The organism is Acrocarpospora macrocephala, assembly GCF_009687865.1.
In the GTDB taxonomy this organism is placed as follows: domain Bacteria; phylum Actinomycetota; class Actinomycetes; order Streptosporangiales; family Streptosporangiaceae; genus Acrocarpospora; species Acrocarpospora macrocephala.
In genome coordinates, this window is the sequence record NZ_BLAE01000028.1 from 84,018 (window position 1) to 109,144 (window position 25,127).

24 protein-coding genes are annotated in these 25,127 nt (G+C 70.0%); 4 read left to right on the forward strand and 20 right to left on the reverse strand.

Going from position 1 to position 25,127, the window contains the following annotated elements:
- Positions 1-172: 172 nt before the first annotated feature.
- The 12 genes from Amac_RS24140 to Amac_RS24195 form a co-directional block, all read right to left on the reverse strand.
- On the reverse strand, positions 173-2,308 hold the full coding sequence (locus Amac_RS24140; RefSeq protein ID WP_155356667.1) for an FtsX-like permease family protein: 2,136 nt from the start codon (positions 2,306-2,308) through the stop codon (positions 173-175).
- Positions 2,308-2,985 carry an ABC transporter ATP-binding protein gene (locus Amac_RS24145; protein WP_155356668.1) on the reverse strand — a complete coding sequence of 226 codons (678 nt, stop codon included), beginning with the start codon at positions 2,983-2,985 and terminating at the stop codon, positions 2,308-2,310. Before Amac_RS24145 ends, Amac_RS24140 begins: the two co-directional genes overlap by 1 nt.
- 212 nt (positions 2,986-3,197) lie before the next feature.
- Positions 3,198-5,180: a DEAD/DEAH box helicase gene (locus Amac_RS24150; RefSeq protein WP_246268638.1), complete on the reverse strand. Its 1,983-nt coding sequence runs from the start codon at positions 5,178-5,180 to the stop codon at positions 3,198-3,200.
- A 342-nt stretch (positions 5,181-5,522) separates the two neighbouring features.
- Complete coding sequence (locus Amac_RS24155; RefSeq protein WP_155356670.1) at positions 5,523-5,891, reverse strand: metal-sulfur cluster assembly factor; 369 nt, start codon at positions 5,889-5,891, stop codon at positions 5,523-5,525.
- Complete coding sequence (gene sufU / locus Amac_RS24160; protein WP_155356671.1) at positions 5,891-6,322, reverse strand: Fe-S cluster assembly sulfur transfer protein SufU; 432 nt, start codon at positions 6,320-6,322, stop codon at positions 5,891-5,893. Before sufU ends, Amac_RS24155 begins: the two co-directional genes overlap by 1 nt.
- The gene (locus tag Amac_RS24165) at positions 6,319-7,590 is read right to left on the reverse strand and encodes a cysteine desulfurase (RefSeq protein WP_155356672.1); all 1,272 of its coding nucleotides are present in this window, start codon (positions 7,588-7,590) and stop codon (positions 6,319-6,321) included. Before Amac_RS24165 ends, sufU begins: the two co-directional genes overlap by 4 nt.
- Complete coding sequence (gene sufC / locus Amac_RS24170) at positions 7,590-8,342, reverse strand: Fe-S cluster assembly ATPase SufC (protein WP_425544284.1); 753 nt, start codon at positions 8,340-8,342, stop codon at positions 7,590-7,592. Before sufC ends, Amac_RS24165 begins: the two co-directional genes overlap by 1 nt.
- Positions 8,339-8,656, reverse strand: coding sequence for a Rieske (2Fe-2S) protein (locus Amac_RS24175; RefSeq protein ID WP_155356673.1), 318 nt, complete (start codon positions 8,654-8,656; stop codon positions 8,339-8,341). Before Amac_RS24175 ends, sufC begins: the two co-directional genes overlap by 4 nt.
- Complete coding sequence (gene sufD / locus Amac_RS24180; RefSeq protein WP_155356674.1) at positions 8,653-9,771, reverse strand: Fe-S cluster assembly protein SufD; 1,119 nt, start codon at positions 9,769-9,771, stop codon at positions 8,653-8,655. The genes Amac_RS24175 and sufD overlap by 4 nt, the downstream gene beginning before the upstream one ends.
- A gap of 2 nt (positions 9,772-9,773) precedes the next feature.
- The gene (gene sufB, locus Amac_RS24185) at positions 9,774-11,186 is read right to left on the reverse strand and encodes a Fe-S cluster assembly protein SufB (protein ID WP_155356675.1); all 1,413 of its coding nucleotides are present in this window, start codon (positions 11,184-11,186) and stop codon (positions 9,774-9,776) included.
- Complete coding sequence (locus Amac_RS24190) at positions 11,183-11,935, reverse strand: helix-turn-helix transcriptional regulator (RefSeq protein WP_155356716.1); 753 nt, start codon at positions 11,933-11,935, stop codon at positions 11,183-11,185. The genes sufB and Amac_RS24190 overlap by 4 nt, the downstream gene beginning before the upstream one ends.
- A 167-nt stretch (positions 11,936-12,102) precedes the next feature.
- The gene (locus tag Amac_RS24195; protein ID WP_155356676.1) at positions 12,103-12,873 is read right to left on the reverse strand and encodes a VOC family protein; all 771 of its coding nucleotides are present in this window, start codon (positions 12,871-12,873) and stop codon (positions 12,103-12,105) included.
- A gap of 147 nt (positions 12,874-13,020) precedes the next feature.
- On the opposite strand from Amac_RS24195, the gene Amac_RS24200 reads away from it, so the two are divergent.
- From Amac_RS24200 to Amac_RS24210, 3 genes are all read left to right on the forward strand, one after another.
- Complete coding sequence (locus Amac_RS24200; RefSeq protein WP_155349371.1) at positions 13,021-13,929, forward strand: ABC transporter ATP-binding protein; 909 nt, start codon at positions 13,021-13,023, stop codon at positions 13,927-13,929.
- A gap of 193 nt (positions 13,930-14,122) precedes the next feature.
- A complete protein-coding gene (locus Amac_RS24205) occupies positions 14,123-14,887 on the forward strand; it encodes an ABC transporter permease (protein WP_155356677.1) in 765 nt (254 codons plus the stop codon).
- 113 nt (positions 14,888-15,000) lie between these two features.
- Positions 15,001-15,900 carry an EamA family transporter gene (locus Amac_RS24210; protein WP_155356678.1) on the forward strand — a complete coding sequence of 300 codons (900 nt, stop codon included), beginning with the start codon at positions 15,001-15,003 and terminating at the stop codon, positions 15,898-15,900.
- On the opposite strand, the gene Amac_RS24215 is transcribed toward Amac_RS24210, so the two are convergent.
- The 6 genes from Amac_RS24215 to Amac_RS24240 all read right to left on the reverse strand — a co-directional run bounded on the left by Amac_RS24215 (position 15,901) and on the right by Amac_RS24240 (position 21,566).
- Positions 15,901-16,578, reverse strand: a complete 678-nt coding sequence (locus Amac_RS24215; protein ID WP_155356679.1) for a GntR family transcriptional regulator — start codon at positions 16,576-16,578, stop codon at positions 15,901-15,903.
- Positions 16,579-16,709: 131 nt separating this feature from the next.
- Positions 16,710-17,702 carry a proline racemase family protein gene (locus Amac_RS24220; RefSeq protein ID WP_155356680.1) on the reverse strand — a complete coding sequence of 331 codons (993 nt, stop codon included), beginning with the start codon at positions 17,700-17,702 and terminating at the stop codon, positions 16,710-16,712.
- 1 nt (position 17,703) lies between these two features.
- Positions 17,704-18,594, reverse strand: coding sequence for a dihydrodipicolinate synthase family protein (locus Amac_RS24225; protein ID WP_155356681.1), 891 nt, complete (start codon positions 18,592-18,594; stop codon positions 17,704-17,706).
- Positions 18,584-20,086, reverse strand: a complete 1,503-nt coding sequence (locus Amac_RS24230) for an FAD/NAD(P)-dependent oxidoreductase (RefSeq protein ID WP_155356682.1) — start codon at positions 20,084-20,086, stop codon at positions 18,584-18,586. The genes Amac_RS24225 and Amac_RS24230 overlap by 11 nt, the downstream gene beginning before the upstream one ends.
- Positions 20,083-20,331, reverse strand: coding sequence for a (2Fe-2S)-binding protein (locus tag Amac_RS24235; protein WP_155356683.1), 249 nt, complete (start codon positions 20,329-20,331; stop codon positions 20,083-20,085). Before Amac_RS24235 ends, Amac_RS24230 begins: the two co-directional genes overlap by 4 nt.
- Positions 20,328-21,566, reverse strand: a complete 1,239-nt coding sequence (locus tag Amac_RS24240) for an NAD(P)/FAD-dependent oxidoreductase (protein ID WP_155356684.1) — start codon at positions 21,564-21,566, stop codon at positions 20,328-20,330. Before Amac_RS24240 ends, Amac_RS24235 begins: the two co-directional genes overlap by 4 nt.
- Positions 21,567-21,639: 73 nt before the next feature.
- Here Amac_RS24240 and Amac_RS24245 point away from each other — a divergent pair, with 73 nt between their 5' ends.
- A complete protein-coding gene (locus Amac_RS24245) occupies positions 21,640-22,605 on the forward strand; it encodes a COX15/CtaA family protein (protein WP_155356685.1) in 966 nt (321 codons plus the stop codon).
- Here Amac_RS24245 and Amac_RS24250 read toward each other — a convergent pair.
- Positions 22,602-23,819 (reverse strand): PrsW family intramembrane metalloprotease, encoded by a 1,218-nt coding sequence (locus tag Amac_RS24250; protein WP_155356686.1) that lies wholly within the window; start codon positions 23,817-23,819, stop codon positions 22,602-22,604. The genes Amac_RS24245 and Amac_RS24250 overlap by 4 nt on opposite strands.
- Before the next feature lie 71 nt (positions 23,820-23,890).
- The gene (locus Amac_RS24255; protein ID WP_373869835.1) at positions 23,891-24,838 is read right to left on the reverse strand and encodes a heme o synthase; all 948 of its coding nucleotides are present in this window, start codon (positions 24,836-24,838) and stop codon (positions 23,891-23,893) included.
- Between the last annotated feature and the right edge of the window lie 289 nt (positions 24,839-25,127).

The following is a 25,127-nucleotide window of genomic DNA, read 5'->3' on the forward strand; positions in this document are numbered from 1 at the left end:
TGGACCGGTTAAGTCACAAGAGGTGACAGCACACCCCTTCGATCAACTGGAGCGACGCGGTCCCAGGACCGAGTTCCGATGAAACGTTCATTCGGAATGGTCGGACCAGCAGGGACAGCGCGCCAGCCTGTAACTGATCCGGTTCAGCCTCCTGCCCTGGCGAAAGCGCGCACTATTCGAAGCGCGTAGCGGTCGGTTCTGTGAGTTTGCCGAGCAGGGGAAGCACGGAAGCGATCATGGCCAGGGCGGCGAGAACGCCCGAACCCAGGGCGAGGGCGTAACCGGGGTCGGGTGCGCTCCAGACCGCTCCGGCGATGCGGCTGAGCAGGTAGGACGCGCACAAACCCAGGATGGCGGCGCCCGCGGTCGCCGCGATGATCGGTCCCGCGGCCTCCAGCAGGACCACAGCGCGGAGCTCGGCCAGCCGTACGCCGCAGACGCGCAGCAGGCTGAACGGGCGGCGACGCTGGAGCAGCCCGTCGACCACGGCGACGGTCAAGGCGCACCCGGCCACGAACAGGACGAAAAGCGTGGCGATCCGCAGGCCGCCTTCGAGTTCGCGGAGCTGCCGCAGGTCGAAGGCTTGAAGGTCGCCGCGCGTGGCCGACCGGCTGCCGGGCAGCAGCAGGGCGGCCTGGGTGCGCACCCGCTCCTGAGCCGCCTCATCGGTGGCGGTCTGGACGTATAGGGCGCTGATCGGCCACGTCGCCGTCTGCTCTGTGGGTTCGACCAGCTTGGTGACCGAGGCGAGCGCCTGCGGCGGCCGCCCGGCGAGCGACGTCACCCCGGCCGGGCACGAGAGCGTGACGATACGGGCGAGATCGGCGCAGGCGATCGCGACCGTTCCGCCGGAGCGGTGCACGGCCAGCACACCCCGCGCATCGGGTGAATCCGCCAGCCGCGCGGCCGACTCCCGTATCCGCTCACGCGCCGCTCCCCCGGTACGGATCTCCACTACGCCGTCGCGCAGTTCGGCCCGCTGGGGAGGGCTCTGCGCGGCGCTCCCGCTCACCCCGGCGAACATGGTGGTGACGAACGTGGCCAAGACCACGCCGCTGATGGCGCGGAAGGCCGCGTACGGATCGGCGGCGAGCCGTCGCGCCGCCAGCAGGGCGGTCACATGGCCGGTGGCCGCGCTGATCAGCTGGGCGATCACCCGGCACAGCCACGGGCCCGCGATCACCAGGCCGACCAGGATGAGCAGGTAGGAGACACCGACCAGCACCTGGATCACGACGCCCTCCTGGGAAATCCAGCCACTCTGGCGGAGCAGCCCGGCGGCCGCCAGGGCCACCGCGCCGACGGCGACAGGAAGGGCTCGCCACGGAGTCGGCGCGCGGCGCGGCGCGCGCCGGGTGACGCCGAGCGGCGAGACGGCGGCACGGCGCAGGGAGGCGGCCGTGCTGGCGGCGGCGAGCAGCGGAACGCCCACCAGGACCAGCACGAGAGACGCGGCGGGAACGGCCACATCCGCGGCGAAGAACCGCGCCCCGTCAAAGGTGACCAGCCGCGCGGCGACCGGCCGCCCGAGCAGATAGCCGAGATAGCCCAGCACGATTCCGGCCAGCACGGCCGGAGCGGTCTCGGCGACGGCGAGCAGCGTGATCTGCCCTCGGGTCGCGCCCACCAGCCGGATCGCGGCCAGGCGCTGCTCGCGGCGGGCGGCCGACAGCCGCGTCACCGTGCCCACGAACACCAGCACCGGCACCAGCAGGCCGATGGCGACCACGATGACCAGGATCTTCAGGAACCCGGTCACGACGAAGGAACCCGGTGCCGCGTGCACGCCCCGGACCGTCACGGCACCGCCGAATCCCCGCAACTCTTCCGGCGTACGGCCCGTGACGGCGACCAGTTCGTCCGGATGAGCCAGCCCCCGCTCGCCGATGATCATGCTGATGCGGCCGCCCAGCCGGTCCCCCAGCTCCTCGGACGGCATTGTGGCGAGCAGGTCGCGCAGCGCGGGCGAGACGGCGACCTCGCCGGGGCCGGGCAAACGATCGAGGCCGGGGATCGCGGGCGGACGCGGGCCGAGCGGGGCGAGGTTCACCCGCAGCAGGTCCTGGCCGCGGACATGATCGTCGGCGGCCAGCCACAACATCAAGTCGGGAGCGGTCGGCGCGCTGTCCTGACCGGTCTGGTGCCAAGCCAGCCGCTGCTCACGCGCCTCCAGAGCGGGCACGGCGGTAAGCGTCATCAAGATCAGGGTGACTCCGATGGCGACCCCGAACGAGGCGAGCGCCAGCCGGGCCACGCCTTCACGGCCGCCGGCGAAAGCCAGTCGCAGGCCCAGACGTAAGGCGCTCATCAGGCTTCCACCGGAGCGGTGACCCGGCCGTCGCGGACGATCACCGTTCGATCGGCGTGGGCGGCCACGCGCGCCTCGTGGGTGACCAGCACGACGGTCGCGCCCTGCGTTCTGGCCGCGTCGATCAGCAGGTCCATCACCTGCTCGCCCGCCAGCGAGTCCAGGGCGCCGGTCGGCTCGTCGGCGAAGACCACCCGCGGCCCGGCGGCCAGCGCCCGGGCGACCGCCACCCGCTGGCTCTGCCCGCCGGACATCTGCCCGGGAAGCCGGTGTTCCAGCCCGTCCAGGCCCAGCCGGGGAAACCACGCGCGGGCCACGGACATGGCCTCCCGCCGTTTGCTCCCCGCCAGGAGCAGGGGGAGCGCGATGTTCTCGATCGCCGGGAGCTCGGGCACCAGCTGGCCGAACTGGAAGACGAACCCGAAACTGGAGCGGCGTAACCGGCTGCGGGCCCGGTCGTTCAGCCCGGCCAGCGGCACGCCGTCCAACCGGACCTCGCCCTGGTCGGGGGTGATGACCCCGGCCAGGCAGTGGAGCAGGGTCGACTTGCCCGAGCCGCTCGGCCCCATGATCGCCACCACCTCCCCGGTCCGCACGGTCAGGTCGGCGCCTCGCAGTGCGAGGGTGGAGCCGTATTCCTTGCGCAAGCCCGTAGCCCGCAAGATGGCCTCACTCATCGGACCTCCTGGTCGATCCACCGCAGATCGGCCTCAAGGTCGATGAGCCCGAGAAGGACGCGGTTGATGGCAACGCTCGGACTATACACGTTAAGTATACTCTCCGAGAATACCGGCCATGAAAGCGCCACTGATGAGATGATCCGGCGGACGCGCCCTGAACGCGTAAGCCCCGCTGGAGCGCGCTCCAGCGGGGCTTACGAACGAATCAGTTAGCGGCCGTGACGGCTGCCCGTGTGGCCGCCGGGGCGGCCGCCCTGGCGGAAGCCGCCGCCCGTGCGCGGGCGGAAGCCGCCGCGCTGTTCGGCCGGGCGCGCCTCACCGTTCCAGCCGCCGCGCGAGTCGGGCCGGCCTTCGCCGTTGTAGCCGCCCCGCGTCTCGGTACGGGGACGCTCCCCGCCCTGGTAGGACCCACGGTTGTCGCCGTTGCCCCGGTATCCGCCACGCTCGGCGCCCCGGTCCTCGAACCGGCGCCCGCCGTCCCGGTCACCCGTGAACGAACGCCCGCGCCCGGCGGGCCGGTCGCCGTTGAACGGCCGGTTGTTGCCGTACGGCCGGTCGCCGGCCGGACGATCCTGACGGTCGTAAGCGGGCCGGTCATACGCCGGGCGATCGTTGCCGAATCCACGGCGATCGTCGCGGTCGTACGAACGCCCGTTGGGACGGTCGTTAGGCCGGTCACTGGAACGGTCGGCCGGGCGGCCGTTCTCGCGCGGACGGTCGCCGCCGAACGTGCGCGGCCCGCGGTCGTCGCGGAACTGCCCGCGCGGGGCTCCGCCGCCATTGTCACGACTGTCCCGGCGCCGTGCCTCGCCGTCCTCCGCCGGGCGGCGGTTGAAGTCCTCGGACCGGTTGCGGTCGGCGTACCGGCGCGGGCGCCGCTCGCCGTCGCCGAAGCCGCCGCGCGGGCCGCGCTCCTTGGTGGCCCGCAGCGGCTTGCGCACGTCGGGCTCCCAGACCGGGATGGACTCGCCGGAGGGCTGCTGCGCGCCCGCGATCTCGGCCAGCACCGGGTCCCCGGGCACGACCTTGTGCCGGGACGGGTTGATCCCGGCCCGCCGCGCCATCGCCTCGGTGGTCCTGCGCTCGTTCGGCATAACCAGCGTCACCACCGAGCCCCGCTCCCCGGCGCGAGCCGTACGGCCGCCGCGGTGCAGGTAGCTCTTGTGGTCCGCCGGCGGGTCGATGTGCAGCACCAGGGTCACGTCGTCGACGTGGATGCCCCGGGCCGCGACGTCCGTACAGACCAGGACCTGGACGTTGCCCTCACGGAACTCGCCGAGGATCCGGGTGCGCTGGTTCTGGCGCTTGCCGCCGTGCAGGCCGCCGGCCTTGACGCCGACCCGGGCGAGCTGCTTGACCACGCGGTCCACGCCGTGCTGGGTGCGGACGAACATGATCGTGCGGCCCTCGCGGGCGGCGATCTCGGCGGTGACGTCGGGCTTGTCGTGGAAGGTGACCTGGAACATGTGGTGTTCCATCAGCTCGACCGAGGAGGTGGCCGGGGAGAGCGAGTGGGTCACCGGGTTGGTGAGGAAACGCCGGACGAGCTTGTCGACGTCGCCGTCGAGGGTGGCCGAGAACAGCAGGCGCTGGCCGTCGGCGGGGGTCTCGTTCAGGATGGCGCTGACGACGGGGAAGAAGCCGAGGTCGCACATGTGGTCGGCCTCGTCCAGGATGCTCACCTGGACGTCCTCAAGGGAGCACTCGCCCTGTTCCATCAGGTCGGTCAACCGGCCGGGGGTGGCCACGATGACCTCGACGCCGCGGCGCAGCGCCTCGACCTGCTTGCCCATGGACATGCCGCCGACCACGGTCTTCATCCGCAGGCTGAGGCCGCGGCCGAGGGGCTCCAAAGCGTCGGCGACCTGGAGGGCCAGCTCGCGGGTGGGCACCAGGATGATCGCCCGGGGACGGCGCGGCTGCGCCTTCTCACCAGCGATCCTGGCCATCATGGGCAGGCCGAAAGCGAGGGTTTTGCCAGAGCCGGTCTGGCCGCGTCCGAGCACGTCGTGCCCGGCGAGGATGTCGGGGATGGCCGCTCGCTGGATCGGGAACGGCGCGTTGATGCCGGCGCGGGCCAGGCCCGTGACGAGCGGGCGGGGCAATCCGAGCAGGGTGAACTCCGACACCGCCGGGGTCTCGGGGGCGAGAACGTCGGCGGTGACGGGCATAGCGGGGTCAAGCGTGGTCACGAAGTCGTGCCTTTCCATAGAAGATGACGTGCCGCAGCACGGGCGTGGGCGCGTCACTTCTGCGTAAGGACGAGCCAGGTGGTCCGGACGGCCTCAGGCCGTTCCGGACGAGGCACCCCTTTCAGGTGCCGGACGGTGCCGGTTCTGCGCACCGCCCCTGAGGCCGGGGATCCGTCCCCGGCCACGTCGCAGCCACGTCAGCGTGGCGCGAAATCTGCTCAGCAGTGTGCAGGTGCCGCGGTTCACAGTCGCGGCGAATAGTCACTGGTCGTGACCGACCCAGCGGCTTGGAAAAGCCGGAGTCCGATCTATCTTACCCCGGATTTCCGGGCGTCATGACCATCACACGTTGAAGCCCAGCATGCGCAGCTGATCGCGACCCTCATCGGTGATCTTGTCGGGTCCCCACGGCGGCAGCCACACCCAGTTGATGACCACGCTGGAGACCATGTCGGCCAGCGCCGAGTTGGCCTGGTCCTCGATGACGTCGGTGAGCGGGCAGGCCGCGCTGGTGAGCGTCATGTCGATGGTGGCGACCGGCCGCTCGCCCTCGCCGGCGGCGTCCAGGTTGAGGCCGTAGATGAGGCCCAGGTCGACGACGTTGATGCCCAGCTCGGGGTCGACGACGTCCTTCAGCGCCTCCATGACGTCGTCCAGAGCCAGATCGCCGTCATATGCCGCCACAGTCGGCGTCTCAGTGGGCTTGCTCATCAGGAACTCCTCACCACAGCGTCCTTGTATGCCATCCAGGCCAGCAGCGCGCATTTCACCCGCGCGGGGAACTTGGCCACCCCGGCGAACGCGACGGCGTCACCGAGCACCTCTTCGTCGGCCTGGACCGTGCCCCGGCCCTGCATCAGCCGGGTGAACTCGTCGACCACCGCGAGCGAGTCCACGACCGTGGACCCGGCCGCCAGCTCGTGCAGCACCGACGCGGCGGCCTGGCTGATCGAGCAGCCCTGCCCTTCGTACGACACGTCGGCGACCTTGCCCGACTCCACCTTGACCCGCAGCGTGATCTCGTCGCCACAGGTCGGGTTCACGTGGTGAACCTCGGCGTCGTACGGCTCCCGCAGGCCACGCCCCTGCGGGTGCTTGTAATGCTCCAGGATCAACTCCTGGTACATCGATTCCGCGATCATCCGAACACTTTCTGCACATGATGGAGCCCGCGAACCAGGGCGTCGATCTCGTCGGTGGTGTTGTAAAGGTACAGCGAGGCCCGCGTCGTGGCCGGAATGCCGAACCGCAGGTGCAGCGGCCGCGCGCAATGGTGCCCGACCCGGACGGCGATGCCGAACACGTCGTCCAAGATCTGCCCCACATCATGCGGATGTATGTCGAAGCCACCCGGCGTCTTCAACGTGAACGACACCGTGCCTCCCCGCGACACCACCGACCGCGGACCGATCACCCGCAATCCCGAAATTTCCGACAAGGCTTGCAACGCGTACCCGGTCAGCTGGTGTTCCCACTCCTTGATGGCGGGCATGCCGACGTCGGTGAGGTAGTCCACCGCGACGCCCAGGCCGATGGCCTCGACGATCGGCGGGGTCCCGGCCTCGAACTTGTGCGGCGCCGGCGCGAACGTCGACCGGTCCATCCAGACCGCCTCGATCATCTCGCCCCCGCCCAGGAACGGCGGCATCGCGTCCAGCAGCTCCGCCTTGCCCCAGAGCACCCCGATCCCCGAGGGACCGACCATCTTGTGCCCGGTGAAGGCGATGAAGTCCACGCCGAGCTCGGCCACGTCCACCGGCTTGTGCGGCACCGCCTGGGAGGAGTCCAGCAGCACCAGCGCGCCCACCTGGCGGGCTCGCGCCAGGATGGGCGAGATGGAGTTGACCGTGCCGAGCACGTTGGACTGGTGCGCGAACGCGACGACCTTCGTGCGCTCGTTGACGAGCTCGTCCAGGTTCGACAGGTCCAGGCGGCCCTCGTCGGTGACGCCGAACCAGCGCAGCGTGGCGCCGCTTCGCTGGGCCGCGAACTGCCACGGCACGATGTTGGAGTGATGCTCCATCTCGGTGATGACGATCTCGTCACCGGGGCCGAGCCGGAACCGCTCGTCGGTGTTGAGGGGGTTCCCGAAGGCGTACGCGACGAGGTTGATCGCCTCGGAGGCGTTCTTGGTGAAGATCACCTCGTCCCGGGAGGGCGCGCCGATGAAGGCGGCGATCTTGTCGCGGGCGTTCTCGTACGCCTCGGTGGATTCGGCGCCCAGCGCGTGGTGGGCCCGCCCGACGTTGCTGTAGTGCATCGACAGGTGGTCCCGCATGGCCTCGATCACCTGGACCGGCTTCTGCGAGGAGTTACCCGAGTCCAGGTAGATCAGCGGCCGCCCGCCGGGCAGCTCGCGGGAAAGGACCGGGAAGTCCTTCCTGATCCGCTCCACATCAAGGCCGTCCATCAGAGCGCGGCCTTCGTGTACGCCTCGTAGCCCTCGTCCTCCAGCTTCTCGGCCAGCTCGGGCCCGCCCTCCTCGACGATCCGGCCGGCCGCGAAGACGTGCACGAAGTCGGGCGTCACGTAGCGCAGGATGCGGGTGTAGTGCGTGATCAGCAGCACCCCGGTGTCGCCGGACTCGCGAAACCGGTTGATGCCCTCGGAGACCACCCGCAGCGCGTCCACGTCCAGGCCGGAGTCGGTCTCGTCGAGGACGGCGATCTTCGGCTTGAGCAGCTCCAGCTGGAGGATCTCGTGCCGCTTCTTCTCGCCGCCGGAGAAGCCCTCGTTGGTGTTGCGGGTGGCGAAGGAGCCGTCGATGGCCAGCGCGTCCATGCCCTTCTTCAGGTCCTTGGCGAACTCGCGCAGCTTGGGGGCCTCGCCGCGGACGGCGGTGACGGCGCTGCGCAGGAAGTTGGAGACCGAGACGCCGGGCACCTCGACGGGATACTGCATGGCCAGGAACAGACCGGCGCGGGCGCGCTCGTCCACGGTCATGTCCAGCAGGTCCTCGCCGTCCAGCAGGACCCGGCCCGAGGTGATCGTGTATTTGGGGTGGCCGGCGATCGCGTACGCGAGGGTGGACTTGCCGGAGCCGTTGGGGCCCATGATGGCGTGCGTCTCCCCCGAGCTGACCACCAGGTCGACCCCCTTGAGGATCTCCTTGTCGCCGACGGAGACGTGCAGGTCGTGAATCTCAAGCGTGGACACGGTCATGACTCCTTCGAGAGCGAGACATAGACGTCGTCGCCGTCGATCTTGACTGGATAGGTGGGAACAGGCCTGGTGGCCGGAGGCCCGGTCGGCTTGCCGGTGGCCACGTCGAAGCAGGAGCCGTGCAGCCAGCATTCGAGGGTGCCGTCGTAGACGTCGCCCTCGCTCAGCCTGACCTCGGCGTGCGAGCACACGTCGTGGAGCGCGAACACCCCTTCGCTGGTGCGCACGACCGCGACCGGGGTGCCGTCGACCTCGACGGGGATGACCCCCTCGTCCGGGATGTCCGCCAGCTTGCAGACCTTTTCGAACGTCATCGGGTGAGCTCCGCTTCCACCGCCGCCAGCACGCGTTCCTGGATCTCCGGCACGTCGATGCGCTGGATCAGCTCGTTGAAGAACCCGTGCACGACCAGCCGCCTGGCCTCCGACTCGGGGATGCCGCGCGCCTGCAGGTAGAACAGGTGCTCGTCGTCCAGCCGCCCGGACGCGGAGGCGTGCCCCGCGCCGGTGATCTCACCGGTGAGGATCTCCAGGTTCGGCACGGAGTCCGCCCGGGCCCCGTCGGTGAGCAGCAGGTTGCGATTGAGCTCGTAGGTGTCGGTGCCGGTGGCCTCGGCGCGGATGATGACGTCGCCGATCCAGACGGTGTGCGCGCCCTCGCCCTGCAGGCCGCCCTTGTAGATCACGTTGCTGCGGCAGTCGGGGACGCTGTGGTCCACCAGCAGCCGGTGTTCCAGGTGCTGCCCGGTGTCGGCGAAGTAGAGGCCGACCAGCTCGGCGTCCCCGCCGCGACCGGCGTAGCCGATCCTCGGGGAGAGCCGGACGACGTCGCCGCCGAGGGTGACCACGATCGACTTGAAGGTGGCGTCCCGGCCGATCAGCGCGGTGTGCTGGGCCAGGTACACCGCGTCCCGGTCGCTGTCCTGCAGGGCCACGAAAGTGACCTTCGCGCCGTCGCCGACCAGGAACTCGACGTTCCCGGCCCGGACGCCGGTGCCGGTGTGGGTGACCACGACGACGACCTCGGCCATCGGCTTGACGTCCACGACCAGGTGGGTGAAGAGCGTGCCGCCCTCGCCGTGCACGTCGATCCGGATCGGCTCGGCGACCACGGCCTCGCGCGGCACGGTGAGCACGGTCGCCTTCTCGAACGAGGCGAACGCCTGGGCCGCGACCCGGTCGGCGGGCTTGCCGGCCTTGCCGACCCGGGGGTCGTCGCGGCCGACCAGCTCGGAACCGATCCCCTCGGGGAGGAACAGTTCCACCTTGTCGGTGCCGTCGGAGACGGCGGAGCCGTCGTGCAGGCCCTTCAGCCGGGACAGCGGCGTGAACCGCCACTCCTCCTCGCGCCCGGTGGGGACCGGGAAATCGGCGAGGTCGTATGAGGCCTTCTCGTGCAGGGTGACGAGAGGCTTGGTCTCCAGGCCCATGGTCAGCCCACCGCTCCTTCCATCTGCAGCTCGATGAGCCGGTTGAGCTCCAGCGCGTACTCCATCGGGAGCTCGCGCGCGATGGGCTCGACGAAGCCGCGGACGATCATCGCCATCGCCTCGTCCTCGCCCAGGCCGCGGCTCATCAGGTAGAAGAGCTGGTCCTCGGAGACCTTGGAGACGGTGGCCTCGTGACCCATGGAGACGTCGTCCTCCCGCACGTCCACATACGGGTAGGTGTCGGAGCGGCTGATCTGGTCGACCAGCAGCGCGTCGCACTTCACCGTCGAGGCGGAGCCGTACGCACCCTCCTCGATCTGCACCAGACCGCGGTACGACGTGCGCCCGCCGCCCCGCGCCACCGACTTGGAGATGATGGTGGAGGAGGTGTTCGGCGCGAGGTGCACCATCTTCGAACCGGCGTCCTGGTGCTGGCCCTCGCCCGCGAACGCGACCGACAGGGTCTCGCCCTTGGCGTGCTCGCCCATCAGGTAGACGGCCGGGTACTTCATGGTGACCTTGGAGCCGATGTTGCCGTCGATCCACTCCATGGTCGCGCCCTCGTACGCCACGGCGCGCTTGGTGACCAGGTTGTAGACGTTGTTCGACCAGTTCTGGATGGTCGTGTAGCGGCAGCGGGCGCCCTTCTTCACGATGATCTCCACGACCGCGGAGTGCAGCGAGTCGGAGGAGTAGATCGGCGCGGTGCAGCCCTCGACGTAGTGCACGTACGAGTTCTCGTCGACGATGATCAGGGTGCGCTCGAACTGGCCCATGTTCTCGGTGTTGATCCGGAAGTAGGCCTGCAGCGGGATCTCCACGTTGACGTTCGGCGGCACGTAGATGAAGGAGCCGCCGGACCAGGTCGCGGTGTTGAGCGCGGCGAACTTGTTGTCGCCGACCGGGATGACCGTGCCGAAGTACTCCTTGAAGAGCTCCTCGTGCTCGCGCAGGCCGGTGTCGGTGTCGACGAAGATGACGCCCTTCTCCTCAAGGTCCTCGCGGATCTTGTGGTAGACGACCTCCGACTCGTACTGCGCGGCGACGCCGGCGATGAGGCGCTGCTTCTCCGCCTCGGGGATGCCGAGCTTGTCGTAGGTGTTCTTGATGTCGGCGGGCAGCTCGTCCCAGGACGCGGCCTGCTTCTCGGTGGAGCGGACGAAGTATTTGATGTTGTCGAAGTCGATGCCGGTCAGGTCGGCGCCCCAGGTGGGCATGGGCTTCCTGCCGAACAGCCGCAGGCCCTTCAGCCGCAGGTCGAGCATCCATTCCGGCTCGTTCTTGAGTCCGGAGATGTTGCGGACCACGTCCTCGGAAAGGCCACGGCGCGCCACGGCTCCCGCGGCGTCCGAGTCGGACCAGCCGAACTTATAGTTCCCGAGGCCTTCCAGCTCCGGGCGGTCGGTGATAGTCACCTTCCGGACTCCTTGCTCTCTCTTTGCTGCGGGCTGAGGATTACATGCGATCGGGGGCTTACATGGGTGGTGCAGATGCCGTCGCCGTGCGCGATGGTGGCCAGGCGCTGCACGGGCGTCCCGAGCAGCTGCCCGAAGGCCTCGGTCTCGGCCTCGCACAACTGGGGGAACTCCGCGGCCACGTGCGCGACCGGGCAGTGGTGCTGGCAGAGCTGCTCACCGCCGGTGCCGGTCTTGCTCGCCGAGGCCGCGTAGCCGTCGGCGGACAGGGCTTCGGCCAGCACCCGCAGCCGCTGGTCCTCCGGCACCTCTCGCATGATCGGCGTGAGGCGGGCGACCAGGGCGGACACCTGCGAGCGGGCGAAGTCGGTCACGGCCTCGCCGCCGAGGCGGTCGGCCAGGAAGCGCAGGGCGCTCCCGGCCAGGTCATCGTATGCGTGTTCGAAGGCGCTGCGGCCGGCGTCGGTGATGCCGAACAGCTTCGCCGGGCGGCCCCGGCCGCGCTGCCCGCGCTGGCGGGCGGTGCGCGGCTCGATCATGCCTTCGGCCAGGAGGTTGTCAAGGTGGCGGCGGACGGCGGCCGGGGTGAGCCCGAGCCGTTCGCCGAGCGCGGCCGCGGTCACGGGGCCGTGCTCCATGATGAGCCGGGCGACGTGGGCACGGGTCCCACGCTCGGCCGACGGCACTACACCAGGCGCCTGCGGCACAGCAGAGCGCCGCGAGGCCGCGGTCTCCCTAGTGTTCGCCATCCCGGTCACGTATTTCACAACATCAGTGTGGCGTAATTCCTTCCCTCACCACAAACGGAAGCGGGATACGCGAAGAATGTAATTTGTCACGCAGGCAAGCCTTACCTAACCTGGGCAAACGCGATGATGGGCCGGAACCGATCAAGGTCCCGGCCCGTAATTCGCGATCAGGCCTGCTGCCAGGCGGCGAAAGGCGCGCGCTGCGGGTCGGCGAACACCGCGAACCGCCCCATGTCGGGCACGGTCATCGGCCCGTAGAGCTGCCGGGCGCCGAGGCCGCGCGCCTGTGCGATGGTGGCGTCCAGGTCCGCGGTGCCGAGGTAGACCAGCCAGTGCGCCGGCACGTCGGCCGGGAACTGGCTGCCCATCTCCATCATCCCGCAGACCGTCTCCCCGGCCATCATGAACATGGTGTACGGCATGGAGCCCATCATGCGATTCTCCGTGGTCCAGCCGAAGACCCGGGTGTAGAAGTGTTTGGCCGCCTCGACGTCGCGGGTGAGCAGCTCCACCCAGTTGAGGGTGCCCGGCTCGCCGGCCACCTGGGCGCCGGGGTGGCGGTTGGACTGCCAGACGCTGACGTACGCGCCGGTCGGGTCCTGGAAGACGGCCATGGTGCCCTCGTCCACGATCTCCATGGGCTCCATGATCACCGTGCCGCCGGCCTCCCGGACCGCCTGCGCGGTCTTCCCGGCGTCTTCGGTGGCGAAGTAGGTGTTCCAGCTGGTGGGCTGGTTCTCGCTCATCGTCCGGCCGATCCCGGCCACCGCCTTGCCGCCGCGGCGGAACATGCCGTATCCGCCGGTTTCCGGGCGGTCGTCGAACTCGGCCGTCCAGCCGAAGAGCTGCCCGTAGAAGTCCGCCGACTCCTCGACGTTGGTGCTGGACAGGTCCACCCAGCAGGCCGTGCCCGGTCGATACCTCGTGAACTCCGGCATGCCGATCCCCCTTCTCGGTGACACAGGACGATTTAAGAGTTACACGTGCTTTGTCCCGAAATCTGCTGACTTTGCGGGATTCCATGCAAGGGTTTACCTGGGACGCCGGAGGCGGGAGCGGGCTCGGCACTCCCTAAACTCGTAGGCATGATTTCCCCTGCCGTCGAGATCACCGGCCTGGTGAAGCGGTACGGGCGGACCACAGCCGTCGACGGGCTGACCTTGAGGTGCGCTCGTGGCGAGGTGACGGCGATTCTGGGCCCCAACGGCGCGGGGAAGACCTCCACGATCGAGATCTGCGAGGGATTCCTGCGGTTCGACGCGGGTTCGGTGCGGGTGCTCGGCCTGCTTCCCGGGGACCCGAGCCTGCGGGCCAGGGTCGGGGTGATGCCGCAGTCCGGCGGGGTGCCGCAGGCGATCAGGGCGGGCGAGTGGCTGCGCCTGGTGTCCCGGTTCCACGCCCATCCGCTCCCGGCCGCCGCGCTGCTGGACCGGCTGGGCCTGACCGAGCACGCGCGCACGCCGTTCCGGCGGCTGTCCGGCGGGCAGCAGCAGCGGCTGTCGCTGGCCGCCGCCGTGATCGGGCGGCCGGAGCTGGTGTTCCTGGACGAGCCGACCGCCGGGCTGGACCCGCAGGCCAGGCACGCCTGCTGGGAGGTCGTCGGCGAGCTCAGGGCGGCCGGGGTCTCGGTGGTGCTGACCACCCACTACATGGACGAGGCGGAGAAACTCGCCGACCACGTCGTCATCATCGACCGGGGCCGCGTCGTCTCCGAGGGCAGCCCCGCCGCCCTCACCGGCGCGGAACGCCAGCTCCGCTTCCGCGCCAGGCCCGGGCTCGACCTCGACGAACTGCTCGCCGCCCTGCCCGCGGGGAGCGCCGCGAAGGAGTCCCCGGCGGGCCACTACATCATCGAGGGCCTGGTCGATCCGTCGCTGCTGGCCACCGTGACCGCCTGGTGCGCCACCGAGGGCGTGACGACCGAGGACCTGAGCATCGAACGCCGCACCTTGGAGGACGTTTTCCTCGAGCTGACGGGAAGAGAACTCAGGTGAACCGCCGCCAGGTTCTGGAGCCCGCACAGACACGCCAGGACGAACCCATCCGGATCCGGCAAGTCCGAGATGCCCAACCGGTTCGGCTGATCGTGAGATTTCGGCATTGCCAACCGGTCCGAATAGCGAGAGTCCGACAGGTCCCGGCGCTCCAAGTCCGATTTTTCCGACAGATCTTGGCGGATTCATGGCGATGACGACTCTCGACTTCCGTCCCGCGCCCGGGGCCGCGCCGCTCGGGCGGATGGTGCTCGCGCAGGCGGGGGCCGAGGTCCGGGCGATGCTGCGCAATGGCGAACAGCTGCTGCTGACCATGATCATTCCGGTGCTGCTGCTGGTCGGCTTCTCCAAGGCGCCGCTGCTGGACGTGGCGGGCGAGCGGGTGGATTTCGTGGCGCCCGGCGTGCTGGCGCTGGCCATCATGTCCACCGCCTTCACCGGCCAGGCGATCGCGACCGGGTTCGAGCGGCGTTACGGCGTGCTCAAGCGCCTGGGCGCCACTCCCCTGTCGCGTACCGGGCTGATGCTGGCCAAGACGGCGGCGGTGCTCGCCGTCGAGGTGCTCCAGGTCGTGGTGCTGGTCGCGGTCGCGCTGGGGCTCGGCTGGTCGCCGCGGGGTAATCCGCTGTGGGCAGCGGCGCTGATCCTGCTGGGCACGGCGGCGTTCAGCGGTCTCGGCCTGCTGATGGCCGGGACCCTGCGCGCGGAGGCGACGCTGGCGGGGGCGAATCTGGTCTACCTGGTGATGCTGGGTCTCGGTGGAGTGGTGCTTCCGCTGTCGACGTATCCCCAGGGGATCCAGCCCGTGCTGGAGTTCCTTCCCCTGGGCGCCTTCACGGACGGGATGCGTTCGGTGCTCGCCGAGGGCGGCGGGTTGCCGTGGCTGGCGGTGTGCGTGCTCGCGGGGTGGGCGGCGGTGTCGCTGACGCTGGCCGCGAGAACGTTCCGGTGGGAATGACCGCAAAGTCCACCCGCCCTTCCCATGAGGGATATTTAACTGTTCGCCCGAATTGGGGGCATACCTCTACGATTTGAGGGCTGCCTGGCTCATATGTGTGAGGAGTTGCGCTCGTGACCGCCGAGACCGTTTCCGGGTCCGCACGGCCGTACAGGATTCGGATCGGGGCGGGGGTCAGGGCCGCGTCCGACGCCGTGCCGCCGTCGGGGCTGGTGTTGCTGGGGATCGTGTCGGTGCAGGTGGGGGCGGGGCTGGCGAAGAATCTGTTCGCGATGTTGCCGCCGAGCGCGGTGGTGTTCCTGCGGATCAGCACGGGGGCGCTGGTGCTGGTGGCGCTCGCGCTGCCCCGGGTGCGCGGGCTCAGCCGCAAGGATCTGCTGGCGGGGGCGGCGTTCGGGGTCAGTCTCGGGCTGATGAACCTCTCGTTCTACGAGGCGCTGGCGCGGCTGCCGATGGGGATCGCGGTGGCGATCGAGTTCATCGGGCCGCTGACGGTCGCCGTGGTGGCGTCCCGGCGCAGGCTGGACCTGCTGTGGGTGGTGCTGGCGGCGGCCGGGATCATGCTGCTCGCGCCGTGGGGGAAGGCGGCGGGCACGAGCTGGGCGGGGATCGGGTTCGCGCTGGGGGCGGGGGCGCTCTGGGCGGCCTACATCCTGCTGTCGGCCTCGGTCGGGCGGCGCTTCCCCGGGACCACGGGATTATCCTTCGCGATGCTGGTGTCCACGCTGGTGGTCGCGCCGGTGGGGATCACCGCCGGGGGCATGGACCTGCTCCGGCCCGAGATCCTGCTGCTCGGGCTCGGCGTCGGGCTGCTGTCGTCGGTCATTCCCTACACGCTGGAGCTGGAGGCGCTGCGCCGGATGCCCAAGCGGGTGTTCGGCATCCTGATGAGCCTGGAACCGGCCGCCGCCGCGCTGGCCGGGCTGTTCATCCTGGGCGAGTTGCTGCACCTGCGCGAGTGGGCGGCCATCGGCTGCGTGATCATCGCCTCGATCGGCGCGACGAGATCCTGATCATTCAGGCTTGTTGGCCCAGATCCCCCGGACGTGCTGGATGTGGTGGTTCATGATGTGCTCGGCGGCGGTCCCGTCGCCGCGGCTGAGGGCGTCGAGCAGGTCGAGGTGCTCGTGCGCCGAGTTGGCCAGCACGCCCCGGTCGGCCAGGCCCTTCAGCCCGTAGAGCCGGGCCCGGCCGCGCAGGTCGCGGACGACCTCCACCAGGTGCGCGTTGCCGGACATGCCCAGCAGTTCCAGGTGGAAGCGCAGGTCGGCGTTGACGTAGGTGAGCAGGTCGCCGCGGACGGCGGCGGTGACGATCTCGCGGGCCAGCGGGCGCAGGCGCTCGAACTCGGCCGCCCTGGCCGGGTCGGCCAGCCGGGCGACGGTGGGGACCTCGATCAGCTGGCGGAGCTCGGTGATCTCGTCCAGGTCCCGTTCCGACATCTCGGTGACCCGGAAGCCCTTGTTGCGCACGGCCTCGACCAGGCCCTCCTTGGCCAGGTCGAGCATGGCCTCCCGGACCGGGGTGGCCGAGACGCCGAACTGGGCGGCCAGCACGGGAGCCGAGTAGACCACCCCCGGCCGCATCTCCCCCGCGACCAGGGCCCCCCGCAACGCCTGGGCGACCTGCTCGCGCAGGCTCAGCCGCTCCCCCACCGCCGGCAGGCCGAGCCCTTCAGCTCCCCGAGCCATCCCACTCCCCACTCGCGTACTCCCTGCCAGCATGACATCCGTTCCGGGGCTTTCCGGGGCCGGAATGGTTCCGGCGGGATGGCCAAAGGGGGATCGTACCGTTTCGCATCCGGACAAACGGCATCAGGTGATCAGAGTAAGAATCCATTGGGGAACGGGTCAGAGGGGTCGAGGAAATATTGGGCGGTGCCGGTGATCCAGGCGCGGCCGGTGATCGTGGGGATCACGGCGGGGAGTCCGGCGACGGTGGTCTCCTCGATCAGGCGGCCGGTGAAGCGGGTGCCGATGAAGGATTCGTTGACGAAGTCCGTACTAAGCGGGAGTTCGCCGCGGGCGTGGAGCTGGGCCATTCTGGCGCTGGTGCCGGTGCCGCACGGGGAGCGGTCGAACCAGCCGGGGTGGATCGCCATGGCGTGGCGGGACAGCCGGGCGTCGGATCCCGGGGCGAGGAACTGCACGTGGTGGCAGCCTTTGATGCCGGGATCGAGCGGGTGCGCGGGTTCGGGAATGGCATCCATGATCGCCAGCCCGGCGTCAAGGATCTGCTGCTTGTACGCCCGATCGAACGGAAGCCCGACGGCTTCGATGGGGACAATCGCGTAGAAATTCCCGCCATAGGCGAGGTCGTACGTTATTTCGCCATATCCGGTGACTTTTATGGTCTGGTCCAGGGCGACGCTGAACGAGGGCACGTTCTGGATGGTGACCGAGGTCGCGGCTCCGTTTTCGACGGCGACCGACGCGGTGACCAGACCGGCGGGCGTGTCGAGCCTGATCGTCGTCACCGGCTCGGTCACCTCGACCATTCCGGTCTCCACCAGGACGGTGGCGACGCCGATCGTGCCGTGCCCGCACATGGGCAGGCAGCCGGACACCTCGATGTAAAGCACTCCCCAGTCGGCGTCCGGGCGGGTGGGCGGCTGCAGGATCGCGCCGCTCATCGCCGCGTGGCCGCGCGGCTCGTACATGAGCAGGGTGCGGACATGGTCCAGGTTGGCCATGAAATATTCGCGGCGCTCCGCCATGGTGGCGCCCGGGATCACCCCGACCCCGCCGGTGATGACGCGGGTCGGCATGCCCTCCGTGTGCGAGTCGACGGCGTGGAACACCCGTTTGGTCCGCATGTCAGCGCAGTCCTTCCGCGAGTGCCTTCTCGGTCGCCGCCCGGACCGCCGCCGCCTGCGCGGGCAGCAGCGGCTGCCTGGGCGGACGGCAGCCGCCGCCCGGCCGTCCGGCGAGGTCCATGGAAAACTTGATGGCCTGGACGAACTCGATCTTGGCGTCCCAGCGCAGCAGCGGATGCAACGCACGATACAGCGGCTGCGCGACGCCCAGATCCCCGGCCATGGCCGCCCGGTAGAGGCGCACCGTGGCCTCGGGCAGCGCGTTCGGGTAGCCCGCGACCCAGCCGACCGCGCCGGCCAGCGCCAGTTCGAGCAGCACGTCGTCGGAGCCGACCAGCAGGTCCAGGCCCGGCGCCTGCTCCGCGATCTCGTACGCCCTGCGGACGTCGCCGGTGAACTCCTTGACGGCCACGATCAGGCCTTCGGCGTACAGCTGGGCCAGCAACGCCGGGGTCAGGTCGATCTTGGTGTCGATCGGGTTGTTGTAGGCGACGATCGGCACGCCCGCCTCGGCCACGATCCGGTAGTGCTCGATCGTGGCGCGCTCGTCGCCGCGGTAGCTGTTGGGCGGCAGCAGCATGACCGCACCGCAGCCGGCCTCCCCGGCCTGCTCGGCCCAGCGCCTGGCCTCCTGGGCGCCATAGGCGGCGATGCCCGGCATGACGCGGTCCGCGCCGATGGCCGCGACGGCGGTGCGCACGACCTGGGCCCGCTCGTCGGCGGTCAGCGTCTGGTACTCCCCCAGCGACCCGTTCGGCACGACACCGTCACAGCCGGACGCCACCAGCCACCGGCAATGCTCGCCAAAGGCATCGAAATCTACGGACAAATCAGCTTTTAGTGGGAGCGCCGTGGCCACCATCACGCCGCGCCACGGCTTCTCACGTGTCATCGTTGGATCTCCTCAATGGGTAGGCGGCCAGGTCCTGCAAGCTGATGGGCTGCGCGATCGGGCGGCGCGGCGGTGGCGGGTCCTCCCCGGCCAGCCGGGCGACGGCGTACCCGCACATCCGGCCCTGGCACCAGCCCATGCCCGGCCGGGCCAGCGACTTGATCGACCGCGCGTCGGTGGCGCCCAGCTCCTGCGCTTCGCCGATCGCCCGGTACGGAACCTCCTCGCACCGGCAGACGATCGTGTCCTCCCGCAGCCAGCTCCGCCAGCCGTCCCGGACGGGAAACACCTCGTGCAGCAGCCGCGCGAACGCCCACGCCCGCTCCCTCCGCCGCGCGATTCCGGGCGGGACGGGCGTGCCGGTGATCGAGTGCGCGGCGATGACCCCTTCGAGCTCGGCCAGCTCCGCGCCGCCGACGCCGGTGGTCTCCCCGGCCGCGTACACGCCGGGAACCGAGGTCCGCATCTCCGCGTCGACGGCCACGATGGGACTGCCATCGGAGTCCCGCGTGGTCGCGCATCCGAGCTGCACGGGCAGATCGAGCTGCGGCACGAACCCGTAGCCCACCGCGAGCACGTCACACTCGATGTCCCGCGTCTTGACCGCCCGCCACTCCGCGTCGATCTTCGCAACGGTGACTTTCGTGAGCTCATCGGTCCCATGCGCCGCGACGACGGCCTGTCCCCGGTGGTACGGCACCCGATGCCGCGCCAGTTGTACCCCATAACCGGCACCTTCGAGGACTTTGGCCGGATACCGCGCCAATGCACCCACCCGGCGAGCCGCCTCGAACACCCCGACAACGTGCGCACCAGCGGCGGCGAGCCCAGCCGCGACAGGCAGCAGGAACGGCCCGGTCCCCGCCACCACGATCCGCCGCCCAGCCACCACAAGATTCCCCTTGAGCAGCGCCTGCGCGCCCCCACCGGTCATCACCCCGGGCAGATCCCAGCCGGGAAACGGCACCACCCGATCGTGCGCCCCCGTCGCGATCAGCAACCGCTCGGCCGCCAGCGTCCCACCGTCGTGGTGCACCGAGAACGAAGGTTCCACCGCCCACACCCGGCGCCCCAGATGAAGATCCACCCCAGCCAGACGATCACGAAGCCGCAGAAAGTCCCGCCTGGGTGAAGGCACGGAAACGGGCAGTCCAGACCCACCGCCTGGCTTAGGTCCACCGCCTTGCTTAGGCCCGCCGCCTGGCTTAGGCCCGCCGCCCGCGCGGCCACCCCGCCCGACCTCGATACCCGCGTGCCCGCCTAGCTGGAACTCGCCGCCTGCACCGCCACCCCGATGAGGCCGGTCGCCGGTCGCCCCATCCCACGAGGTTTCCTTCCATACACCGAAGTCTGGCGGCGGCTGGCGATGGAACTGACCGCCGAGCTGTGGAGCGGCGTCGATTAGTGCGACGTCCAGTCCCGCTCGGGCCGCGGTGCCCGCTGCCGCCATCCCGGCCGGGCCGCCCCCGATGATTATGAGGTCATATTTCATGACGGGGTCACCTCGTCCCCGGGGTGGGCCACCGTCAGGCAGGCGCGGACGTTGGGTTCGCCGTTGACGGTAAGCAGGCAGTCGAAGCAGACGCCGATGCCACAGAACAGGCCGCGCGGGCGGCCGTTGATCCTGGTGGTGCGCCAGGATCGGATTCCGGCGGCGTGGAGAGCCGCGCCGATCGTCTGGCCGGGTCGAACCGGGATGGGCCGCCCGGAGAAGACGATCTCGAAGGGGGCGGTCATGCGAACCTCTCGGGACGGAACGGGAAAACGTCTATATCCAGTCGGTCGCCGGACCCTCCCAATCCACCGGATTCGCTCAATTCGGCGAAGGGGTCGGAGGGATCGGATCCGCTGGAAGAGCCGAATCGGCTGGAAGGGACAGGGCGGTCGGAAGAGCCCAGTTGGCCGGAAGAGCTGGTGAGGAGCTGGGAGATCAGTAGGCCGGTGGCGGGGGCGAGGCCGATGCCCGCGCCTTCGTGGCCGGTGGCGTGGTAGAGGCCGGGGGCGCGCGGGTCGGGGCCGATGACGGGGAGGTGGTCGGGGCAGTAGGGGCGGAAGCCGCAGTAGGCGCGGATCGCTTGTTTGCCGGCGAGGGCGGGGAACAGCGCGATCGCCTGCTCGGCCAGCCGGGCGAGAACCGGATAGGCGATATTTCGGTCATATCCGACTCGTTCGCGGCTGGCGCCGATGAGGATCGTTCCCGCCGGGGTGCCCTCCACGACCGCCGAGGTCTCCAGGCCCTCGTCTTCGCTGGCCACGTTGGTGACGTACGCGGCCGTGTAGACCTTGTGCCGGATCAGCGGCTCGGGGAGCGGTTCGGTGACCAGGATGAAGCCGCGTCGCGGCAGCACCGGCAGGTTGATCCCCGCCAGGGCGGCGACGTCGCCCGCCCAGGTCCCGGCGGCGTTGACGACGGCTCCGGCGCGCAGCTCGCCCTCATCGGTCCGGACTCCGGTGACCCGGTCTCCCGATCGGGCGAAACCGGTCACCCGTACCCCCGTACGAACCTCGGCGCCGGACGCGCGCAGCAGGCGGGCGGCGGCGAGCATGGGCTGGACCTGGGCGTCCTGCGGGTAGAAGACGGCACCCGCCAGCCCGCGCGCGATATGCGGCTCGTACTCCTCCGGATCCACCACGGCGGCCCGCACCCCGCTGGACTCCTGCTTGGCGGCGAGCCCGGTCAGCGCGGTCAGCACCTCGGGCGTCTCGGCGACGACCAGCCCGCCCTTCGGCTCGTACTCGAACCCCCCGACCGCCGCGGCCAGCTCCGCCCAGAGCCCGGACGACAACAACGCCAGATCCAGCTCAGGCCCCGGCTCCTTATCCGAAACCAGGACATTGCCCTCGCCGGCCCCCGTGGTTCCGCCCGCGACCGTCCCCTGATCCACCACGACGACGCTCAACCCGGCCCGCGCCGCATAGTAGGCACACGCGGCCCCCACGACCCCCGCTCCGATCACCACCACGTCCGGCATGGAAGTAAAATGTCACATTCCACTATGCCTTCGCAAGAGGGCGAAACGGGGACCGCACCCCTGGCCACCTACGATGTCAGGCGTGAACCTGCGCTCCCTCCATCAGTCGTTCTGGACCCCCACCCAGCGAAGCATGCGCTCATGGGCCCTCGCGGCGGTCGTGGTCAACGCGGGCATCACCGTCACCGGCGCCGCCGTCCGGCTGACCGGTTCCGGCCTCGGCTGCCCGACCTGGCCGAGATGCACCCCCGACAGCTTCATCCCGGTCGCGCACCCCGAGATCTCCCCGATCAACACCGCGATCGAGTTCGGCAACCGCATGCTCACCTTCCTCGTCCTCGCGGTCGCGGTGGCCTGCTTCCTGGCGGCCCTGCGCCTGACCCCCCGCCGCCCCGCCCTGGTCAGGCTGGCCGTGCTCCAGCCGCTCGGCGTGCTCACCCAGGGCCTCTGGGGCGGCCTGGTCGTCCGCAGCGCCCTCAACCCGGTCACCGTGAGCGTGCACTTCCTCATCTCGATCGGCATGATCGCCGCCGCCTTCGCCCTCTACGCCCGCTCCGGCGAAGCCGACAACCCCCCGCAACGCCTGGTCCACCGCGACATCCGCACCCTGGGCTTCGTCCTGGTGGGCGCCGTCCTCACCCTCCTGGTCGCCGGCGTCGTCGTCACCGGCACCGGCCCTCACTCCGGCGACGAGGCCGCCTCCCGTTTCGCCTTCGACATCGAGACCGTCGCCCGCATCCACGCCGACCTCGTCTGGGTCGCCGTCGGCCTCACCATCGCCCTGGCCTTCGCCCTCCACGTCACCAACGCCCCCGGCCTCGCCCGCCGCGCCGCGCTGACCCTCTTCCTGGTCGAACTCGCCCAGGGAGTCATCGGCTACGTCCAGTACTTCCTGGCCGTCCCCGCTTTCCTGGTCGGCCTCCACGTCCTCGGCTCCACCCTGGTCTGGATCGCCACCCTGCGGGTGGTGTTCCTCATGCGCGACCGCGGCGCCCTGGTGGGCGCCGGACCCGTGTTCGCCCACGCGGAATCACGTTAGACCGGCGGCGGGTACTGGGTGCCCGGGGGAACGTTCGGGGGTGCGCCGGGGGCGTAGCCGGGCGGGGGGACGCCGCGGGCGGCGGAGGCCTGGTGGCGTTCCGGAATGGGGAAGTTGGTGCGGGCGTAGGCCATGAGGTCGGCGAAGGCGCGTTGCCTGGCGCGGAAGTCGGGCTCGTTGACGCCGCCGCGGACGGCGCGTTCGTGGAGGAGGCCGAGCTCGGTGGCGGCGAGCTGGTAGTCGCTCATGGCCCGCACCCCGGCCTTGCCGCCGTGCGCCTTGGCCCATTGCCGGGCCTGGCGGCGTTTCTGCAGCGAGGAGAGCATGAAGATGTCGGAGGCGTTGATGAGCCCGTTCGCCTCGTACGGCGGCAGGTAGTGCTGGATGAGCCCGACGATCCGCTTCCGGTCGCGGACGATCACCCACAGCTCCACGACGAGCAGCGCCATCAGGAGCAGGTAGGCCACCGCCAGGCCCTGGAACCCGCCGAAGGAGGCGAGGCCGTTCCAGAGCCCGTGCAACACCATGGCCCCAAGCCACCCGAGCAGGACCACCCAGCCCGCGCCCTTGTGCAGCGCCGCGTACGCCACCGCGATGCCGATCATCGACGTGAACAGCGGATGCGCGAACGGCGACAGCACCCCGCGCAGCACCACGGTGGCGGCCAGGCCCTCGGGGCCGTTGTCGGCGAGCGCCGCCAGGTAGTAGCTGACGTTCTCCGACATCGCGAAGCCGAGGCCGACCATGCTGGCGTAGATGATGCCGTCGGTGGGGCCGTCCAGCTCCTGCCGCCGGAAGCGCAGCAGCCCGAGCAGGACCAGGCCCTTCATCGTCTCCTCGACCACCGGCGCGCCGATGGTGGCGACGTAGTTGCGGGCGGTGACCGCGTCCCCGAGCCGGTTCTCGACGTAGATCAGGTTGAGCGAGTTGAGGATGCCCGCGATGAGCACGGCCACGCCCGCGCCCCAGGCGAACGCGAAGATCAGGTTGCTGCGCGGCTCCGGCTCCATCCGGTCCAGCGCCAGCACGCCCGCGAGCAGCAGCGGCACCGGCGCGATGGCCAGCGCCAGGGCGATGAAGAACTGCACCGGATCCCCGTTGAGGATGTCGAAGGAGAACGACACCAGGGCACAGATCCCCGCCACGACGAGACCGAGAATCAGGCCGACCGACGGGCGTTCCCTCAGCACCGCGCGCGGATCAAGGCTCGCCATTCCGCGAGCGTAACCGACCCCCAACGTCCTGTCCGCTCCCGGTGACCAAGATTATCCTCTGACGATTCTCGTCAGACCAGGAGCGAGTCTACGGCCACGGCCAGGAACAGCAGCGCCAGGTAGATGTTGGACCAGTGGAAGAACCGCATCGGCCGCAGGTCGACCCCGGTCTTGCCGGCGTTGAGGCGGTGGCGCAGCGCGTACACCTCGAACAGGCAGGCGGCGCCGAGGACGGCGGCGACGGCGGGATAGAGCGGGGTGGTCTGGGCGATCGGCCACAGCAGCAGCGAGCAGAGCACGGTCGCCCAGGTGTAGGCGATGATCTGGCGGACGACGACCCGGTCGGAGGCGACCACGGGGAGCATCGGGACGGCGGCGGCGGCGTAGTCCTCGCGGTAGCGCATGGCCAGCGTCCAGGTGTGCGGCGGCGTCCAGAAGAACACCACGCCGAACAGCACCACGGGCGCCCAGGCCAGCTCGCCGGTGATCCCGCCCCAGCCGATCAGCACCGGCATGCAGCCGGCGATGCCGCCCCACACGATGTTCTGCGACGTGCGCCGCTTCAGGATCATCGAGTAGACGAGCACGTAGAACAGGATGGCGCCCAGCGACAGCCACGCCGCGAGCCAGTTGACCGTCAAGGCCAGGCCAAGAGTGGACAGCGCGCCCAAAATCACACCAAAGATCAGCGCGCCGCGCGGCGAGACCTGGTGGCGGGCCAGCGGGCGGCGGCGGGTGCGCCGCATCACCTCGTCGATGTCCCGGTCGATGTAGCAGTTGAGCGCGTTCGCGCTGCCGGCCGAGAGGGTGCCGAACAGCATCGTCCAGGTGGCGGGCCACAGGCCGGGCAGCCCGCGGGCGGCCAGGAACATGACGGGCAGCGTGGTGATCAGCAGCAGCTCGATGATCCGCGGCTTGGTCAGCGCCACATAGGCCCGCAGGACCTCGCCGACGGTGCGGCGGGCCGTTCTCGCGGCCCCTGCCGGGGCCATCGTCGGGTTGTTCGTCAGCACCGTCAAGGCGCTTCCAGCACGTGCGGGGTCAACGCGTAACCTCTGATTAGAGCGGATCTCCGGACAGCCGCCGGCAACTTGAGGACTCACTGTAGTCCGGGGAACCGGCGGTCCCTGAATCGGGGCTGCTCAGGTCGGATCGAGCGCGGATCCAGGGCGGATACACGGTGGTCTACCGAACGGTACGACACCCGACCCGTTAAGGTCCCGTGTGGGCGGGAATTGCCAAACCGGCGCGAAAAAATCAGAGGGGATCGAGCAGTTGAGCAGCGCAAGCCTTGAGTGGAGCGACCTC